11 protein-coding genes are annotated in these 17182 nt (G+C 48.1%); 5 read left to right on the top strand and 6 right to left on the bottom strand.

The window, feature by feature from the left end; translation table 11 throughout:
* Positions 1–4 precede the first annotated feature (4 nt).
* Positions 5–799 (top strand): DUF928 domain-containing protein, encoded by a 795-nt coding sequence (locus tag QUA36_RS00250; protein ID WP_333454815.1) that lies wholly within the window; start codon positions 5–7, stop codon positions 797–799.
* Between the two features lie 58 nt (positions 800–857).
* Here the strand turns inward: QUA36_RS00250 and QUA36_RS00245 are convergent, their stop codons facing one another.
* Positions 858–1631, bottom strand: a complete 774-nt coding sequence (locus QUA36_RS00245; RefSeq protein ID WP_333454813.1) for a biotin/lipoate A/B protein ligase family protein — start codon at positions 1629–1631, stop codon at positions 858–860.
* A 143-nt stretch (positions 1632–1774) separates the two neighbouring features.
* Between QUA36_RS00245 and QUA36_RS00240 the strand changes: the two genes are divergently transcribed.
* A complete protein-coding gene (locus tag QUA36_RS00240; protein ID WP_015177073.1) occupies positions 1775–2101 on the top strand; it encodes a thioredoxin family protein in 327 nt (108 codons plus the stop codon).
* A 226-nt stretch (positions 2102–2327) separates the two neighbouring features.
* Entirely contained in the window at positions 2328–3542 is a 1215-nt protein-coding gene (locus QUA36_RS00235) for an LL-diaminopimelate aminotransferase (protein WP_333454811.1), read from the top strand.
* A 387-nt stretch (positions 3543–3929) separates the two neighbouring features.
* Here QUA36_RS00235 and QUA36_RS00230 read toward each other — a convergent pair whose 3' ends face one another.
* The gene (locus QUA36_RS00230; protein WP_333165051.1) at positions 3930–4328 is read right to left on the bottom strand and encodes a hypothetical protein; all 399 of its coding nucleotides are present in this window, start codon (positions 4326–4328) and stop codon (positions 3930–3932) included.
* A gap of 127 nt (positions 4329–4455) precedes the next feature.
* Positions 4456–5262, bottom strand: coding sequence for a 5'/3'-nucleotidase SurE (surE, locus tag QUA36_RS00225; RefSeq protein WP_333454809.1), 807 nt, complete (start codon positions 5260–5262; stop codon positions 4456–4458).
* 223 nt (positions 5263–5485) lie between these two features.
* On the opposite strand from surE, the gene pheS reads away from it, so the two are divergent.
* Positions 5486–6490, top strand: coding sequence for a phenylalanine--tRNA ligase subunit alpha (gene pheS, locus QUA36_RS00220; protein WP_015177077.1), 1005 nt, complete (start codon positions 5486–5488; stop codon positions 6488–6490).
* Positions 6491–6728: 238 nt separating this feature from the next.
* On the opposite strand, the gene QUA36_RS00215 is transcribed toward pheS, so the two are convergent.
* Together QUA36_RS00215 and QUA36_RS00210 are read right to left on the bottom strand one after the other, a co-directional pair.
* Positions 6729–7175, bottom strand: coding sequence for a hypothetical protein (locus tag QUA36_RS00215; RefSeq protein WP_333453033.1), 447 nt, complete (start codon positions 7173–7175; stop codon positions 6729–6731).
* A gap of 414 nt (positions 7176–7589) precedes the next feature.
* Positions 7590–11111, bottom strand: a complete 3522-nt coding sequence (locus tag QUA36_RS00210) for a response regulator (RefSeq protein WP_333454807.1) — start codon at positions 11109–11111, stop codon at positions 7590–7592.
* Between the two features lie 1721 nt (positions 11112–12832).
* On the opposite strand from QUA36_RS00210, the gene QUA36_RS00205 reads away from it, so the two are divergent.
* Complete coding sequence (locus QUA36_RS00205; RefSeq protein ID WP_333165062.1) at positions 12833–13456, top strand: GNAT family N-acetyltransferase; 624 nt, start codon at positions 12833–12835, stop codon at positions 13454–13456.
* 657 nt (positions 13457–14113) lie between these two features.
* On the opposite strand, the gene QUA36_RS00200 is transcribed toward QUA36_RS00205, so the two are convergent.
* The coding region (locus QUA36_RS00200) for an Ig-like domain-containing protein (protein ID WP_445301405.1) at positions 14114–17182 on the bottom strand (3069 nt) is incomplete at its 5' end.

Here is a 17182-nt window from a genome sequence, read left to right as displayed (position 1 = left end):
AAAAATGGAAAAAATCACTAAGTTTTTCCTAAGTTTCACATCAGTTGGCTCAATATTATCGATCGCCACACTTAACGCTTTCCAATTAACCGTTGTGGGACAGCCGACTCCAAACGTAGATGGTCAGCCAATCACTCAACCGGGAAGGGTGCGCTTCGTTGGGCCTAGTGAAGATAATTTGTCGTCAGCGAACTCTCGACGAGTATTCGGGATCCCGGCAGGACTTACATGCGACGCTAGAGGTAACAGAAAGCTAACAGCATTAGTACCAAAAAGTAAAATCGGACGGACTGTTTCGCAATACCCTGTATTCTTTTTCTACTTGCCTAAATTAGACTTCGACGAAGCGCAAGCCGAGTTTTCCCTAGTAGATGAAAACGAGAATTTCATACATGAAACTACCCTAAAAATTAAGAATTCACCAGGAGTGATGAGCGTTAGTATTCCTGCCAATAAGAATGTGCCGCCCTTGGAAGCAGGCAAAAATTACCTTTGGTATATTGTATTGAGGTGCGACCGTGAGGACAGATCCTCAGATGCGGTAGCAACAGGTATTGTACGGCGAGTTGAACTGAGTGCAGATATCCTCCGTGAATTAGATGCGGCTGATCCGCGCCAGAAAACCGTTATTTATGCTGAAAATGGGATTTGGCAAGAGGCTCTGAGCACTTTAGCTGCTGCTCGCCGCGCTAATCCTAATGATGCAGAATTAACTGCTGATTGGGAAAGCTTGCTGGATTCTGTGAAATTGGGCGAAATTGCCAAAGAGCCGATCGTTCAAATTGAGCAGCAGCCATAAATGAGTTTTCCGATTTTAGATTAGCGATTTTAGCGAGATACCCAACTTTTTCAAGAAGTTAGGTATGTCTAGTATCTAATATATTTTCGTTCTTCCTTCTTCCTTCAATATCTGCTATATCTTGCCATTCCTGAGCCGAAAGTGGCTGCACCTCCAACTCAATCCCAAAACAGCGACAAGCAGCCGCACTCAAAACATCAATTACAGTTGCAATCCAATCATCTCCCCCTTCAGATAGAGGTAATTGCACAGGAATTAATTCCTCCCCAAAAACTTGAGAAAATAATTTAACATCCGGCTGCAAACGCATCGAACCGTGCTGCAAAATAGCATCACCCCGTCGTAATTGCGCGCTACCAATTAACTTGCAACCATCAGCGGTAACTAAATCCGCACCCGTCGCAGTACCAAAACAATTCGGATTGTGAATATAACCCCTTCCCGCTTCCCCGTAGTGCAAATCCAAACCCATTGCTCTCCAACCCTCAATCAAAAACTCGCAAATAGTCTGATAAGCTTTCATACGGCTGCTTCCAAATCCCGACGCCACAACTGCATAAGTTAAATCCCCTTGATGCAACACTGCGCGCCCGCCGCTGGGCCTCCTCACCAACTCCACAGGCATTCCCTGCCAAGACAACTGCTGCCAAAACTCCGGCCATCGGCGCTGGTGGTAGCCCAAGGAAATCGCCGCCGGTTGCCAGGTGTAAAATCGCAGAGTTGGCGGATGTTTGCCCGCTAGATGCTGTTCCAGTAGCCATTGGTCGATCGCCATCTGCACGCTACCAGACGCCGACAACAGTGGAATTAAACGCCATACAGAATTAGCCATCAGTCCCCAATCCTGAGTTTGCACTCAATAATTCACAGAATGTTTTAAAATTAGTAACAGTTTTTTGGGCCTGTCTTGTCAGTTGGTGCAAGTTTTACCGAGCCGGTGCTTTAGAAATAAATAGAAAAAATAATCGCAGAACCATGAGCAACAGTGTAATTGTCATTAACGACGAAAAATTTGAAACAGAAGTCCTGAAAGCAGAGCAACCAGTGCTTGCCTATTTTTGGGCGAGTTGGTGCGGGCCTTGCAAACTGATCGCGCCTTCGGTAGACTGGGTGGCGGCCAACTACAGCGATCGACTGAAAGTCGTTAAAATGGAAATTGACCCCAATCCTAATACTGTCAAGCAGTATAAAGTAGAAGGAGTTCCAGCTCTCAGGCTGTTTAAAAATGCCGAAGTAGTGCTGTCTCACGAGGGAGCTATTACTAAACAAACTTTGGTCGGTTTGCTCGACGCTCACTTATAAAGTTTGGAAATGATTCGGGAGTTTCCAACTCCCAACTTACAACTATATAAATCGCAAATATTTTTGTAACATCTCTCTTTTCTCCTCGATATTCCTCTCTGACTCTGCGCCCTCTGCGCTCTCTGCGGTTACTAAAAAAAAATACAAAGTCAATATAAATGCCATATAAAAAATAATTTAGCTCAGATAAAAATATTCCTTAAAATTCCACAAAACTATAGAAAATATGCAATTTGCTAAACGTTTAGAACCACTGCAATTTAATGTATTTGCCGATATGGATCGGGCAAAAGCTCAAGCTAGAGCAGCGGGGCAGAATGTGATTGACTTGTCTCTGGGTTCTTCGGATTTGCCGGCGGCGGCTCATATTACAGATGCGATCGCACATTCTCTGTCCGACACCAGCACCCACGGCTATTTGCTATTTAACGGCACAAGAGATTTTCGGGAAGCAGCAGCTATTTGGTACGAGCAAAAATTTGGAATTGCAGTCAATCCAGAAACAGAAGTGCTGCCGTTAATTGGTTCCCAAGAAGGCACGGCCCATTTGCCTTTAGCTGTACTCAACCCTGGAGATTTTGCTTTGCTGCTCGATCCGGGCTATCCTTCCCACGCGGGCGGTGTGCATTTGGCTGGCGGTCAAATTTATCCGATGCCGATATTAGCAGAAAATGCGTTTTTGCCGATATTTGAAGATATTCCGGCAGCAGTGCTGGCTGAGTCGAAGATGATGGTTTTGAGCTATCCTCACAATCCTACAACTGCGATCGCCCCGGTTGCTTTTTTTGAAAAAGCTGTGGCTTTTTGTCGAGAACATCGGCTGGTTTTAGTGCACGATTTCCCTTATGTGGATTTGGTGTTTGACGATCGCAATTCTGCAATTGAGGCGACTGGTAACGAGGAAGAATATCGAAAATTGATGGCGCCGTCAATATTTCAGGCCGATCGAGATAAGAGTGTGGCGATCGAGTTTTTTACACTCTCCAAATCCTACAGTATGGGAGGTTTTCGAGTCGGATATGCGATCGGCAATTCCGAACTAATTGCAGCGCTGCGACAGGTAAAAGCCGCAGTGGACTTCAACCAATACCGAGGGATTTTGAACGGAGCGATATCCGCATTAACCGGCCCCCAAGATACCGTCAGAACCAGCGTAGAAACCTTCAGAAAACGGCGGGATGCCTTTGTAAACGCGCTACAGGGCATCGGCTGGCAAGTACCCGTACCCCCTGCCACCATGTACGTCTGGGCGAAACTGCCGGAACCTTGGGCGCAAGATTCCGTGAAATTTTGCACTCAGCTAGTACAGAGTACAGGAGTCGCAGCTTCCCCCGGTGCCGGTTTCGGGAAATCAGGAGAAGGCTACGTGCGATTTGCCTTAGTCGAATCGCCAGCAATTTTGGAAACAGCAGTTAGAAAAATTGCTGAGTTTCTAAATTGAGCTATTTCATCTGTCTCAACTTAACCCGAAACACCCTCGTGATATCGTTTCCGGTTGCATCGGAATAATCAAATCTAGTCAACAGTTAACACTCAACCATTCAGTTTTTCGACCCGCCCGTCAACAGTCAACAGTCAACAGTCAACAATTATTCCAGTTGCACCGGAATTGATATGAGACTTAAGCCCACCAGACTTGAGCTTTGAGGCAGGGGTTAAAACCCCTGCCGGACTGGGGTTTTGACGTTTTTGGGCACATGATGAAGGGCACGGCGTCTAAGTGCTTACCCCTAGCTCAAGATGGATGCAATTGCTAAAATAGTGTGATTTCTACCTAAAGGAATAGATATTTGCACGCAGTATCTGTCACAATTTCTTTTAAGAAATGTTAACGGGAGACATCTTCGGAATTACCAGTTCCGCTCACCCACTCTAAAAATCCTTGAAGTGAATTCTGTCGGGGTAGCGATTGTTCCGTAGCGGCTAGCGCACACCCGAAAAAGACCACACTCCCCAAAATGGCAATCAGCGGAAAAGGCTTACCCAGCCCAAAGTCCCGCTGAAGGCGAGCTAACGGTCTGCTCTCGCGCCTCAGCATCTTTCCCACCGTCAGTTGTTTGAGACTAAAAGGATCGCGCACAAAATGACCGCTCCAGCTAATTACCATATGAGAATGGCAGTGGGGACAAGTGAATAGTCCACTGACCATCCCGACTGGGCCTACGACGCTGGAACGGTTGCAGATCGGGCAAGTGACAGAATGAGTGTTATAGGTGGGAGCGTTCATAACTGTTTTTCTTGAGTAAAAAAAACTAACAAGTAATTGGGAGCCTGTGTTAACGCCAAAGGTATAGACCTTGAGAGGCACTTTTCCTTAATTCCTAGTTTACCGCTCCGATCGGGTCGATCGGAGCTCACTGCTTCGGAAAACCTTCAAATTGCCAATCTCGCAGCGAGTGCAAGTCGGGAGCACAGGTGAGATTATATTGCAAGGGAGTTACGGTTATTCTGTTGTCGCGAATAGCTTGTACGTCTGTAGGAATATCATGCAGCACCGCCGAATCGGCGATTTCTTCTACATCTTCTAACAATTCCCCAGCCAGCCAATAATAAGTTTTGCCGCGCGGATCGGTGCGCTTTTGAAATATGTCGAAATAGCGACGAATGCCTTGACGGGCGATCGCAACTCCGGTAATTTCTGCTTGTGAGACTGCCGGTATGTTGACATTCAACAGCATCGGTTTCGCCATTGGCTGTTTTTCCAACTGTGCCAGCAAGGTGACAGCGAAATCCACCGCCGGCCCAAATTCCTGCGAAGTAAAGCTGGCGAGGCTAAAAGCAATGCTGGGAATGCCTTCCATAATTCCTTCCATTGCTGCCGAAACCGTACCCGAACAGATGATATCCGTGCCTAAATTGGGCCCGTGGTTGATACCGGAAAGGACAAAATCCGGCGGTTTGTCAAGTAAAGCCCACAAAGCGAGTTTTACGCAGTCGGCGGGAGTACCCGAACAGGCCCAAGCTTGGACTGCGGGATCAAAAATAGATTCGACAATTTCGGCGCGGATGGGTTGGTGCAAGGTAAGGCCGTGGCCGGTAGCGGAGCGCTCTCTGTCGGGACAAACTACGCTCACGTCGTGGCCAGCGGTGGCGAGAGCGTTGGCGAGGCTGCGGATGCCTTGTGCAAAGATGCCGTCGTCGTTGCTAATTAAAAGTTTCATTGAAATTTTTATAGGCCTTATAACAATACTAAACTAGATTCAACTAGGGCGATCGCTCTAACATCGAATTACCTATTACAAATTATCCGTAACTGCCGAAAATCTAAAAGCTAAAATCTAAAATCTAAAATCAACAAGACTGTAGAGCCAAAATTGCGCTAAACTCAACTTGGCCCAAAACTGCCATCAATCTAAAATCTAAAATCTAAAATCTAAAATCAAAATGACTGTCCAGCTAAGCGACATTGAAACTCAACTAGAAACCCTCGGTCAAGAGTCCAAAAGTGCGATCGCCACCGCCAATACCCTCGAACAACTCGAACAGTTGCGCGTCGGCTACCTCGGCAAAAAAGGCCAACTCTCTCAAATTTTAGGCATGATGGGCAAACTGTCGCCAGACCAGCGACCCAAAGTAGGTGCGATCGCCAATACAGTCAAAGAAGCCCTGCAAGCCGATTTAGAAGACAAGCGCGCCGCCCTCCAAACCGCCCAAATCCAAGCCAAATTAGCCTCAGAAACCATCGATGTCACCATGCCGGGGATTTTTCGCCCCCAAGGCCGCGTTCACCCCTTAAACGCCGTCATAGACCGCGCTCTCGATATCTTTGTCGGCCTCGGATACACCGTCGCGAACGGCCCGGAAATGGAAACAGATTATTACAACTTCGAGGCGCTGAACACCCCGCCAGACCACCCAGCGCGGGATATGCAAGATACATTTTACCTACCAGGCGGCGACTTGCTGCGGACTCAGACATCATCAGTGCAAATTCGCTACATGGAACAGCACAAACCGCCGATTCGGATTGTCTCTCCCGGCCGCGTTTACCGCCGCGATACTGTCGATGCTACTCACGCAGCAGTCTTTCACCAAATTGAGCTTTTAGCAATTGATGAAGGTCTGACATTTACTGACTTAAAAGGCACAATTAAAGAGTTTTTACGGCAAATGTTCGGACAAGATTTGCCGATTCGTTTCCGCACGAGTTACTTTCCGTTTACGGAACCTTCTGCCGAAGTTGATTTGCAGTGGAACGGCAAATGGCTGGAAGTTTTGGGCTGCGGAACGGTCGATCCTAACGTTCTTAAAGGAGTCGGTTTAGACCCAGAAAAATATACTGGGTTTGCGGCCGGTTTTGGTGTCGAGCGGTTCGCAATGGTACTTTATGAAATCGACGACATTCGCCGGGTTTATGCTAGCGATTTGCGCTTTTTGCGGCAATTTTAAAGCATGGTTTGGGGTTAGTTCTACAAACCCTCTAGAGATTTTGCTTAAGCTACGTCAACTTTGCAGTTTCAAGTAAGCAGACAAGAGCGACAAAACCATAAGATATGGTGGGCGGGTGAGTGCAAGTAACTCTTGCTATCCGACTTATTTCAGGTCAAAACCCGCCCCGCACATCAGTTTATTCATGCCCGCTTACTTAAGTAGACAAGGGCTTTGCACTTACCTACTTATTTATTTTCTAATTGCTAAAAACATCCTTGATGCTGTCAACAGCGCGCTCTACAGCATTCTTGGTATTATCTACTGCTTCCTGAGTCCGAGCTGAATCTTCCGATGCTCTTTTCTCAATTGTGGCCGCATCTTTCTTAGCTTTGCGCTCTACGACACTACCATCCTCCGATGCTCGATCGACTTTAGCAGCATTTGTCTTGGCAGTTTCCTTAACTTTATCTTCTGTATCTCGGATGAAGTTCTTGGCTCGTCCAGCATCTTTGCTGGCTTTTTCTTGAACCACATCGCCCGCATCTGCTGCTGCGATCAAGTTTACAGCAGGAGAGGCCATTGCTGCGGTGTTGGAGAAGAACACACCAGACCACACGAAGGCCATCGCTGACACGCAAAGCACAGTTGCAGCCATCCAGCGCCCGACAGTCGAAAGCCGTTTCGTAACAGAATTCAGTTTCATACAATACACAATCAGATATGACATTCTATTTCTACTCGATCAGAGCGCTCAACTGAACCGTTCTCTAGAGAGAGGTTATCCGCCGACCAACGGTTAAAAAAACTCCCTCTTTTGATAGATGGAAGCAAGGAATGTCAGTCAATTTTAGATTTTAGATTTGAGATTTGAGATTTTAGATTTGACTCCACAACCGCCATTTGGGAGCTTGAACTTTGGTGAGTCGATTGTAACTTTTAGGTTAAAGATTAAACAATTGATATCGATTCCGGTTGCACCGGAATCGATATGAAACAGCTTTGGGGCGGGTGGGGTGAAGGTACTTCACTCAGTTGAAATCGGCTGTATTTACGAATAGGTTGTTTCCGAGATTGTGTGTGGGATATCAACATATAATACTTAACAAACAACTAATGACTAATCACAATTTAGTAAAAAAGTCAATACCGTTTCATCAATTCCCTTTAGTTTCAAAGGCTTATATTTAACAATGCGATTTTCCTCAACATAATCTGCCACCGCCGCCGAAATTAGCACCGTGTTTGGTTCCGTCACCTCTTGCAAGCGGGCGGCAATATTCACGCTCGGCCCGATCGCGGTATAATCCGATCGATCAGGGCCGCCAAACATCCCCACCACCGCAGTACCCTGGTGAATTCCGCAGCGAAACCGCACCGGAGGCACGCCATTTTCCCCAACAATTCCCTGCTCCAACCAGCCGTTGTTAAGCTCCTTCAGAGCTCGCAGCATTTGTCCCGCAGCAGCCACAGCGCGGCGTACTTGCTCATTAGGCGTGAGTTCCTCCGGCGCGCCAAAGAAAGCCATTACCGCATCTCCAACAAACTTGTCCACCGTACCGCCGCTGTCAAAAATAGCCTTAGTCATTGCCGCCAAATATTCATTCAACAGCTCAGCTACCCGGCGCGAGCGCAGCGTATTTGCCATTTGAGTAAAACCGACAATATCGCTAAACAAAATAGTAATCAATCGCGGTTCCGGGCGCAAATCCAAGGCCAAATCTCCAGCCGCTGCGGCCTTCACCATCGCCGGCGGCAAAAATCGGCGCAGCACCGACTCAGTTAAATAACTGTTCAACTGCTGCACTCGGCGCTCGTTTTGTTTGAGGGCGATCAAATTCCGCACTTCCGCCAACAATTCTCGATCATTAAAAGGCTTGGACAAATAAGCATCAGCACCCCGTTCTACTCCTTCAATTCGAGTATCTTCGTCGGCTTTAGCAGTCAGCAAAATTGCCGGAGTTCCCTGCAATTCCTCATCCTCTCGAATCATGCGAATCAAATCCAAGCCCGAAATCAAAGGCATCATCAAATCCGTTATAATTAAATTAGGGCGACGTTTTTTCGCCACTGCAAATCCTTCTTTTCCGTTGCGGGCCAGCAAAACTGCAAAGCCGGAATCTCGGAGAATTGCCGACACATAAAAGCGCAAATCAGGATTGTCGTCAACCACCAAAACCGTTCCCACTGCTGTTTCTGATTTGACAGGTTGGATCGGCTCAAAGTTATGATTTTCTGCCTCATTTTCCGACAAATCCGCTTCCACATCTGCCAGTTCCACCGCAGCTTTCGATGAGTGAAACTCCGCAGGTATTTCTAGTACCTGTTCCGGGGGCAAGTGAGTCGAACCAAAGTGCAGCCAAACGGTAAAAGTAGTACCTTCTCCGTAAACTGACTCAACTGAAACTTGACCGCCGTGGAGTTCGACTAATTCTTTGACAAGTGCCAAACCTAAACCGCTGCCTTCATAGGAACGGCTAGCTGAACCTTCTGCTTGGTGAAACCGCTCGAATAAATAGGGAATTTGTTCGGTGCGAATGCCGATCCCCGTGTCTTTTACTTGCAACAAGCAGTGAGCGCCGGCTGATTCAACTTTCAGGGTGATAGTTCCGCCTTCTGGGGTGAATTTAACAGCATTTGATAGCAGGTTGTAAATAACTTTGTCAAATCTTTCCAGATCCAAATAAAGTAAAGGACATTCTTGCAGTTGGGTAATTAAGTGCAGTCCTTTTTTCTCGCAGTAGGCGCGGAACGACTCTGCGGTAGAGTAACAGAAACCGACCAAATCGCAGGGGCGGAAACTCGGCTGCATCCGTCCGGCATCGAGCCGCTGCAAGTCCAGCAGTTGATTTACCAAGCGCAGGAGGCGGCGGGAATTACGCAAAGCGATTACGGCTTGTTCGTAGGGTAAGTCTTCTTTACGCCTGCAAGCTGATTCCAGAGGGCCGATAGTTAAAGTTAGAGGCGTGCGGAACTCGTGGGAGATATTTTGGAAAAATTCGGTTTTGAGCCGATCGGCTTCCAGAAGCCGTTCTGCCTGCTGTCTGGTAGTCTGGTAGAGGCGCGACTGCTGCACGGCCAGAGCAGCTTGAGTTGCGACTATTTGAGCCAGATCAATGTCTGAGATGTTCCAGCGGCGGATGCTGTGATTTTGGCGCAGGGAAATGCTGCCGATGATTTTGCCTTCTGAGAGCAAGGGAACGACTAAGAGGGCGCGGGCTGGCGATCGAACTTGCAGTTCTGTAACATTTAACTCGGGGTGTTCGTCGAGATCTTCGATCGCCACCGGCTCTTTTGATACCATAACTTGCAGCAACACCGGATTGCCCCGAATCGGCACCAAAGACTGTGGCAAAGAAGGATGGGCAAAAACCCAGGCGCGAGTGTTAGCAGCATCGTCCGAAGCCGTCTCGTAGCCCAGAGAGTTCGCAACTACCTCTGGATTGTCAATAAAACCCTGTTCTACAGCCACGGTATCCCTCTCTGTGTCGTATAGCCCCACGCATTGGACGTATTCATCATCTTCTGTCCACAGAGATAGGGCGCAGCCGTCAACTTGCAAAGCTTGGCCGAGTTGTTGAGTAATGGCTGCAAAAATATTTTGGGGATCGAGACTCGATCGAATTGCCGTAGTAATAGTATTGACTAAGGCCTCGCGCTTGGCCAGCGCCCGCACCTGTTCGTAAGCCCGGGCTTGAGAAAGCGCCAAAGCCGCTTGGTCTGCCACCGTAATTACCAACTGTACCTCGTGGTCTTGCCACTGGCGCGGTTCCTCAAACTGGTGCAGCGCCAAGACTGCCATCAGTTCCACTTTGTAAAACAACGGTACGATCAAGCTCGATCGAATATTTGCAGCTTCGTAAGCCTGCTGTCGTTGCTGATTATCCCAGTTTAAAACTCGATCGTCAGTTTGGGCATCTTGAATCACCTCCACATCCAGAGTTTCCCAAACCAAATCCGGCAGTAAATCGGGAGAGAGTTCGGCAGCAGAAGCATCTCCTGGTATCGATTCCTCATCGCCCCGCAGCTCTTTAGTTTCTGCCTTCTGGTAAACGAACCACTCATCGGCCACCCGGCCGTCTTGGAACGGGCGCAGCAGACAGCAACTCACCTCAAACATCTGCCCGACAGTTTCCACAATTCTTTGCAGCATTTGCTGGTAATTGGGAGCCGATCGGATAGTATTGGTAACGGCATAAAGCAGCGATTCTTGGCTCAAAGCACGGCGCAGTTCATTGGTGCGCGTTTTCAGAAGATTGTGAGTCTCAACAGCTTGACTGACAAGATTTATCAGCTCTTGAGCATCCCAAGGCTTGGTAACGTATTTGAATACTTTGCCAGCGTTAATAGCTTCAACTAAATCTTCAACATCCGTATAGCCAGTTAAAATAATTCGGATCACGTCGGGGTATTGAGCCGCCGTCAGGCTTAGAAACTCCGTACCGCTCATTTTTGGCATTCGCTGGTCGGAGATAATCACTGCTACTTCTCCTTCTTTTGCCAAAATTTCGAGAGCAGCGGGGCCAGATTCGGCTCTGAGCACTTTGTAGTCTCGATGGAAGGTGCGGTAAAGCAAGTCGAGGTTATCTGGCTCGTCATCGACGATCAGAATTTTCAGCTTAGGATTTTCTTGGGAATTCATGCACCGTTCTCCTGTGCCCCGGGGCTGTTCAATTTAATAAGTCTGATTAAAGGAAGAATTTGCCGATTTAAATTGCTGAAGTCATACCATTTTCGATTTTCAATTTTCAATTTTCGATTACGAATGACTGATGACATAAGGGTTGGGAGTTTGCTTAGAGTGCCATTATTTTGGGAAAAGGATATCACAATAATTCGTGGATATGAAGTTGTTGTGAGTAGGCCGAGGCAAGCATCAACCTTTATTTTTGATGTCTGGGTTTTCAATTCGGAATTCTTCTGAGCCACAGTTACCTGTCGTGCACCCCAATTTTATTATTTAATGATATTCACATAAACTCGTCTCCCGATAATTTTCTTTCACCCCTTACCTTTATGCAGCAGGAGATCAAACACAAATCTGGCAATTTTAACTGCCGTCTGGATATCTCAGAATACATAGGAATAACCGTCCTGATTGTGAGTTGATTTGCCAAAATTATGTTTGATCCAGGCTCCTGGGACTGTTTTATTTGGTATGTGAAAGCTGCCCGCAGAAAGATATAATAGACAACCAACTTCTTCGCCTGTGTTTTTTTCCCACAAATAACAGCAACTTTAACAGTCAGCCAAGGATAGCGACCACAATCCGGCGCCGAGCCCCTGACTGATATTCGGGGTGGCCCACAGACCACACAGGTGTCTGTGGGAGTGACGCAATTGCTGTACCATTTTAGTTAGACTTCCACTTTTTTCCCCGATCTCGGCATTTTTTGTGCGTTCAGCAGACCAACGCCCAAGCCAATTACTGCGCCGAAACACCGCAAGCTCGAGCATCCATCTGTTAATCTTAGCTAGGGATGTACTCTGTGGAAACCGGTCAGTCGATTTTAGATTTTAGATTTTAGATTTTAGATTTACTCCACAGATGAATCGCGGAGCTTGAACTAGGGTCTAAAATTTTGATCTCTCCACGTGGAGTGTTGGTGGCTTGTATCGGTTTTTGGGTAGGGTCAATCAGCTCGATCGAGGTTTTGAAGGTCTCGCGCGCAGCAGAGTATCGAACCGACGGGGAAAACCCCAGCAGACAGTTTCCAGGCATCCAAATTTAAATTGGAGGTGGGAAAAGTACCCCCTAGCTCAACAGGTAAGGCCGGTTCGATGGGGGATGGGCGATGGATAGCCCAGAACTGCTGAAAGCTGGGTTGCCAGGCCCGGAGGCGGCGGGGAACATCCGACGCGCGATCGTGCCCGGTGTTAGTATGATCAGCCGTTGAGTTTTTCAACTACCGCTTGACGGATAAATTATATTCGATCGGGTATTTCCGTAAGCAGAGAGCGGTAGGATTCCGGGAACCTGACGTTAAAACCTTTGTGATTGTTTTTAATACCTTGCCCGCTAAGCTGTCGCGCATTTAATTTGTAAGCTACTGTTTACTTAAACTCTTATGATGCCGGCCGAAAACCAGGGATCAAGCTTCCATTTAAAGGCCAAATAGCTTATCCACAAATCTAGTATTAGGGGATGAGTTTTATTTTTCATAACTAGAGTATTAATTAAATCCTAAAAATTTTCCATTTACCTCACATACTACTTAAAGTCAAGCACAAAAAAATGTAATTTAATCTGGCTAATAAACTCTGCCTATAAGTTACGTTATAAGATCAGTATAACCTCAGTAAATTTTCTAAGATGGTAGCTTAGAAACCCGCGTAAAAAAATTAATATAGTGGCCTGGCATTGTGAATCCTTCATTTTTTTCCTCACCATCTCACCAACAACAAACTCCCGGACTTTCTGGTTTTTCGATCCGGGTGGCTGCGCCCAACGACTTAACGCAGCTAGCTGATATTTTAGCCATGAGCTTTCACTCCCGCGAGGGGTTTGTAGAATGGGTGTATCCGGTGTTGCGTTTGGGCATTTACGAAGATTTAAAAAATCGACTGCGTTCTAAGGCAGAACATTACATTTGTCTGGTTGCTGAGCTAGTCTCGCGCGAGGAGGGAACGCAGAATTCTAGAGCGCACCGAGCTCAGCGCATGGCAGGAACAGTAGAAATGGCTTTGCGTTCTCGCTTTCCTTGGCAAATCCCTAATTCTGACTATCCTTATTTGTCGAATTTAGCTGTTCACCCGGAGTACCGGCGGCAAGGGATTGCTCAACAATTGCTCAGCAACTGCGAGGAGACAGCCAGAGAATGGGGATTTTCTGAGATTTACCTCCACGTTCTGGAAAATAATCACCCGGCGCGACAGTTGTACTATCAGGCCGGCTATCGCTTGCAACAGGTGGATTGGAATTGGACTGGTTGGCTGTTCGGCCAGCCGCGCCGGCTGTTTTTACGTAAGCAGATTTCGCTATCCTAAGCTAAGTATTGGAATTGATTATGGGGAATTGGGGCTTCGCCAAGAAAAAGGAAAAAATAGCTATCCCTGTATGTCTTCTTTCCTTCTATTGTGAATCAATGGAATGGGAATGGGGAATTAGTGATAAATCTTAGTTGGCTCTTAAGCCCGATCGCAAAACACAATAAAATTAGTGGCTAGTAAAAACTTGAGCTACCAACCCTTGTGTACCTGGGAACACCTGAAAAACCCAATACAAAGTTATACAAATCCGGTAGCCTTGTCGGGCGTAAAAACCAGTCAACAATCATGGAGGGTGCAACAGAAATCAATATAACTCATCTGCGTTCATCTGTGTTTATCTGCCTGTATCTGCGGTAAAAAAAGATAATTTATTCACCGCAGATGACAAGTGATTGACCCTGATTCACGCCGATAAAGATAAGAAATTTATGAATAATCCCCAGGCCAACAGATTTGATATTATACCAAATCCTGCTTGAATACACATTTATTTTTTAGCATTTTAGAGACGGACAAAAGGCAACTGTAAGAGCAATGTCAAGGGCGTAGCGCTACAAAGTTTCTAACCCGGATTGAGTATTGTGAGGAACGCCACAGCAGATCAGAACTCTGTGGCGTTTTGTTCGCCAGAACAGGAGACTTTCGCCGCCAATTCTAGAGTTCAGAGAGATTTGGCAGGAAATCCGAGGAGCCGATCGCCCCGTTAACCCCAACCAGATTCGCTAAAACCCGATCTTTTCCTGCTACTTGCAGCAAGGTACCGTTCGGAGTGGCGCTAAATTGCAACTGCTGGAAACTCAGCCCGTCGCTCAAAACAAACTTATCCACGCCTATCTCGAAGTTAATGACAGTATCAGTGCCGCCATCAGCACTCAACACAAATCGATCGCTCCCCATACCTCCAATTAAAGTATCCTCGCCCAAGTCGCCAAACAGCCAGTCATCTCCAGCGCCCCCATTGAGAAGGTCGCTATCTTTACCACCAATCAGAGTATCGCTGCCAGCATCTGCGTTGATAGTATCTTGGCCTTCGTTGCCGTAGAGCAAGTCATCGCCGTCACCGCCGTTGATGCAGTCTTGCTGGTCGTTTGCCCCCACCGAGACAGCCCGGTTATCAGCACGATCGCCATAGATGGTATCGTTGCCCTCGCCACCGCAGAGTTCATCGCTGCCGTCACCGCCGTAAATCAAGTCTTCGCCCAGATCTCCGTTTATGAGGTCGTTAGCTTTACCGCCGTAAATCAAGTCGTTGTCTTGACCGCCACTGATGGTATCGTCACCCTCATCGCCGAACAGCACATCAGCACCAGTGCCACCAAAGAGCAAGTCCTGACCGCCAACATCATTAGCTCGACTTCGAGCACCGCCGTACATGGTGTCGTCGCCGCTGTCGCCAACAAGGGTATCAGAGCCGAGTTCGCCCCAAATCAGGTCATTATCTTTGCCACCCCAAACACAATCATTGCCTTTACCTGCTTGGACGGTATCATTACCGTGCCCGCCGCCTATGATGTCGTTGCCGCTGTCGGCAAAGATTAAGTCTTGTTCACCGAGATCCCCGATGGACTGGGAACTGCCACTGTCGCCGAGCAGAGTATCAGCTCCTTCGCCACCGTAGAGGGTATCGGAGCCTAATTGACCGTAGATGATGTCATTGCCTTTACCTCCATAAGCGCGATCGTTATCTTTGCCTGCAACCAGCGTATCGTTGGCTTGTTGGCCGTTGAGGAAGTCGTTACCGAAGCCTCCGTACAGCAAGTCGCGTCCCTGGGAGTCGCTGGCACTTTGGTCGCGGATGCCCCCAAACAAGCTGTCGGAGCCGATGCCACCAAGCAACGTATCGGAGCCAAGTTCGCCCCAAATTCGGTCATTTTCTTTACCTCCAAGGGCAATATCGTCACCTTTGCCGGTATGGATGGTATCGTCGCCCTCGTTGCCGTTAATGAGGTCTGCACCCTCGCCTCCGAAAATCAAATCGCGAGCATCGTCAGGACTCTGGGAGTTGTTCTGCCCGGTGTCTCCGAGAATCGTATCCGCACCTCGATCTCCAAACAGGGTGTCAGAGCCTAAGTCGCCCGCAATCCAGTCGTTCTGTTTGCCTGCAAATACGATATCGTTGCCCTCGTCTCCGTAAATAATATCGGTGTCAATGCCCCCAAAAATGGTGTCATTGTCTTCGTTGCCGTAAATTTCGTCCGCGCCGTCTTCACCTAAAAGCAGGTCGTTGCCTTCAAAACCGACAATTTTTTGGTTGCCTTTGGTGTCTACGATGAAGTCATCGCCGTCGGTTCCTTTGGTGGTTTGTCCCTCGGAAAATTGTGAAATAGGCCGGACAAATCCCACTGCAGGCGGTTGCTGCGGGGGCGCAAAGTTAATTCCCGGTTTTTCAATAATGGGCTGACACAAACAGTCGGTATCTGGTTCGGCGATCGGATTTGAGATACCGGGCGCGGGCGTTGGTGTGGGTGTAGGTATGAGTGGGGGAACAGTTCCAACTGGCCTCAAGATAGCAGCAACATTAGCGCTAGTGGGGCTGACTTTGCCGAGGTTGTCGGTGGCGGTGTAGCTGAAAGTTGCTCCGTTAAAGTCAACTGTGGCTACGAAAAATAGTTGTCCTATTTGTGCCGGAGTCAAAACTTGACCGGCTGTCACGGGTACGTCGCCGTTGACTGAATCTGATAGGAACAGGACTCCTTGGTTGGCTGGGGGGACTCTGGTGATGGTGTAAGAGACGATCGACCCATCGGGGTCACTTCCTCCCAATCCCAACACCTGCACGATGCCGTTAGTGGGAACCGTGAAGTTAATATTGTTAACCGATGGCGGTTGGTTGGAAGTCGGGGAGATAGCGGCAACTGTAGCAGTGGCGGGGCTGGTAGCGCCGCTGTTATCTGTGGCGCTGTAGCTGAAATTGGCACCGGTAAAGCTACCTGTGGATTGGAAAAATAGTTGTCCTATTTGTTCCGGTGTCAAAACTTGACCCGGCGTCACGGCTACTCCGCCGTTGGCTGGATCTCCTAAAAATAGGATTCCTTGGGCCGCTGGGGGCAGGGTGTTGATGGTGTAAGAGGTGATCGACCCATCGGGGTCACTTCCTCCCAATCCCGGCACCCGCGCGCTGCTGTTGGGGTCTACGGTGAAATTAGCATTGTTGGTTACTGGGGGTAAGTTTAGGGGATTTGGTGTGGGAGTTGCTCCTGTGGAACCGAGAGTAGCGGTAGCCAGGGGACTGGTAGCGCCGTTGTTATCTGTGGCGCTGTAGCTGAAATTGGCACCGGTAAAGTTGCCGGTGGATTGGAAAAATAGTTGTCCTATTTGTGCCGGTGTCAAAACTTGACCCGGTGTCACGGGTACGCCGCCGTTGGCTGGATCTCCTAAAAAGAGGACTCCTTGGTCTGGTGAGGGCAGGGTGTTGATGGTGTAAGAGGCGATCGACCCATCGGGGTCACTTTTTCCCAATCCCGGAATTTGCGCGGTGCTGTTGGGCTCTAGGGTGAGGTTAGTATTGTTGGCTGCTGGCGGTTCGTTGGGAGTTGGTGTTGGAGTTGGTGTTGGTGCTGGAATCGGTATTGGTAATGGTGTGGGAGTGGGCGTTGGTACTGGTGCTGGAGTCGGCGGGGGTGTCGTTCCTGTTAAACCGAGACTAGCGTTAGCTGGGGGGCTAACTGCGCCGCTGTTATCTGTGGCGCTGTAGGTAAAATTGGCACCGGTAAAACTACCTGT

Source organism: Microcoleus sp. Pol10D4 (genome assembly GCF_036701555.1).
Lineage (GTDB): Bacteria > Cyanobacteriota > Cyanobacteriia > Cyanobacteriales > Microcoleaceae > Microcoleus.
Note: the sequence above shows the minus strand (reverse complement) of the source record. Positions and strands in the feature narration are given on the sequence as shown.

Excerpts from the sequence above, each read along its gene's own strand:
- QUA36_RS00250 (WP_333454815.1), top strand. The coding sequence starts at position 5 with ATGGAAAAAATCACTAAGTTTTTCCTAAGTTTCACATCAGTTGGCTCA.
- QUA36_RS00245 (WP_333454813.1), bottom strand. The coding sequence starts at position 1,631 with ATGGCTAATTCTGTATGGCGTTTAATTCCACTGTTGTCGGCGTCTGGT.
- QUA36_RS00240 (WP_015177073.1), top strand. The coding sequence starts at position 1,775 with ATGAGCAACAGTGTAATTGTCATTAACGACGAAAAATTTGAAACAGAA.
- QUA36_RS00235 (WP_333454811.1), top strand. The coding sequence starts at position 2,328 with ATGCAATTTGCTAAACGTTTAGAACCACTGCAATTTAATGTATTTGCC.
- QUA36_RS00230 (WP_333165051.1), bottom strand. The coding sequence starts at position 4,328 with ATGAACGCTCCCACCTATAACACTCATTCTGTCACTTGCCCGATCTGC.
- surE (WP_333454809.1), bottom strand. The coding sequence starts at position 5,262 with ATGAAACTTTTAATTAGCAACGACGACGGCATCTTTGCACAAGGCATC.
- pheS (WP_015177077.1), top strand. The coding sequence starts at position 5,486 with ATGACTGTCCAGCTAAGCGACATTGAAACTCAACTAGAAACCCTCGGT.
- QUA36_RS00215 (WP_333453033.1), bottom strand. The coding sequence starts at position 7,175 with ATGAAACTGAATTCTGTTACGAAACGGCTTTCGACTGTCGGGCGCTGG.
- QUA36_RS00210 (WP_333454807.1), bottom strand. The coding sequence starts at position 11,111 with ATGAATTCCCAAGAAAATCCTAAGCTGAAAATTCTGATCGTCGATGAC.